At 56.6% G+C, this 1310-nt stretch carries 1 rRNA gene; it reads left to right on the forward strand.

What is annotated here, in order from left to right:
- Positions 1–1288 (forward strand): 23S ribosomal RNA (locus K7854_RS37180); the annotation flags it as partial.
- Positions 1289–1310 lie beyond the last annotated feature (22 nt).

The following is a 1310-nucleotide window of genomic DNA, read 5'->3' on the forward strand; positions in this document are numbered from 1 at the left end:
TGGTCAGGTAGAGAATACCGAGGCGTTCGGGTGAACTATGGTTAAGGAACTCGGCAAAATGCCCCCGTAACTTCGGGAGAAGGGGGGCCACACCTGGTGACGATCTTTACGGTCTGAGCTGGGGGTGGCCGCAGAGACCAGCGAGAAGCGACTGTTTACTAAAAACACAGGTCCGTGCGAAGCCGTAAGGCGATGTATACGGACTGACGCCTGCCCGGTGCTGGAACGTTAAGGGGACCGGTTAGCTCAGATTCGTCTGGGCGAAGCTGAGAACTTAAGCGCCAGTAAACGGCGGTGGTAACTATAACCATCCTAAGGTAGCGAAATTCCTTGTCGGGTAAGTTCCGACCTGCACGAATGGCGTAACGACTTCTCGACTGTCTCAACCATAGGCCCGGTGAAATTGCACTACGAGTAAAGATGCTCGTTTCGCGCAGCAGGACGGAAAGACCCCGGGACCTTTACTACAGTTTGATATTGGTGTTCGGTTCGGCTTGTGTAGGATAGCTGGGAGACTGTGAAGCTCGCACGCCAGTGTGGGTGGAGTCGTCGTTGAAATACCAGTCTGGTCGTGCTGGATGTCTAACCTGGGTCCGTGATCCGGATCAGGGACAGTGTCTGATGGGTAGTTTAACTGGGGCGGTTGCCTCCTAAAGAGTAACGGAGGCGCCCAAAGGTTCCCTCAGCCTGGTTGGCAATCAGGTGTTGAGTGTAAGTGCACAAGGGAGCTTGACTGTGAGACCGACGGGTCGAGCAGGGACGAAAGTCGGGACTAGTGATCCGGCGGTGGCTTGTGGAAGCGCCGTCGCTCAACGGATAAAAGGTACCCCGGGGATAACAGGCTGATCTTCCCCAAGAGTCCATATCGACGGGATGGTTTGGCACCTCGATGTCGGCTCGTCGCATCCTGGGGCTGGAGTCGGTCCCAAGGGTTGGGCTGTTCGCCCATTAAAGCGGTACGCGAGCTGGGTTTAGAACGTCGTGAGACAGTTCGGTCCCTATCCGCTGTGCGCGTAGGAGTCTTGAGAAGGGCTGTCCCTAGTACGAGAGGACCGGGACGGACGAACCTCTGGTGTGCCAGTTGTTCTGCCAAGGGCATGGCTGGTTGGCTACGTTCGGGAGGGATAACCGCTGAAAGCATCTAAGCGGGAAGCCTGCTTCGAGATGAGGACTCCCACCCCCTTTGAGGGGTTAAGGCTCCCAGTAGACGACTGGGTTGATAGGCCGGATCTGGAAGCACCGTGAGGTGTGGAGGTGACCGGTACTAATAGGCCGAGGGCTTGTCCTCAGTTGCTCGCGTCCACTGTGTT

It is taken from the genome of Streptomyces hyderabadensis (assembly GCF_020404845.1).
GTDB lineage: Bacteria > Actinomycetota > Actinomycetes > Streptomycetales > Streptomycetaceae > Streptomyces > Streptomyces hyderabadensis.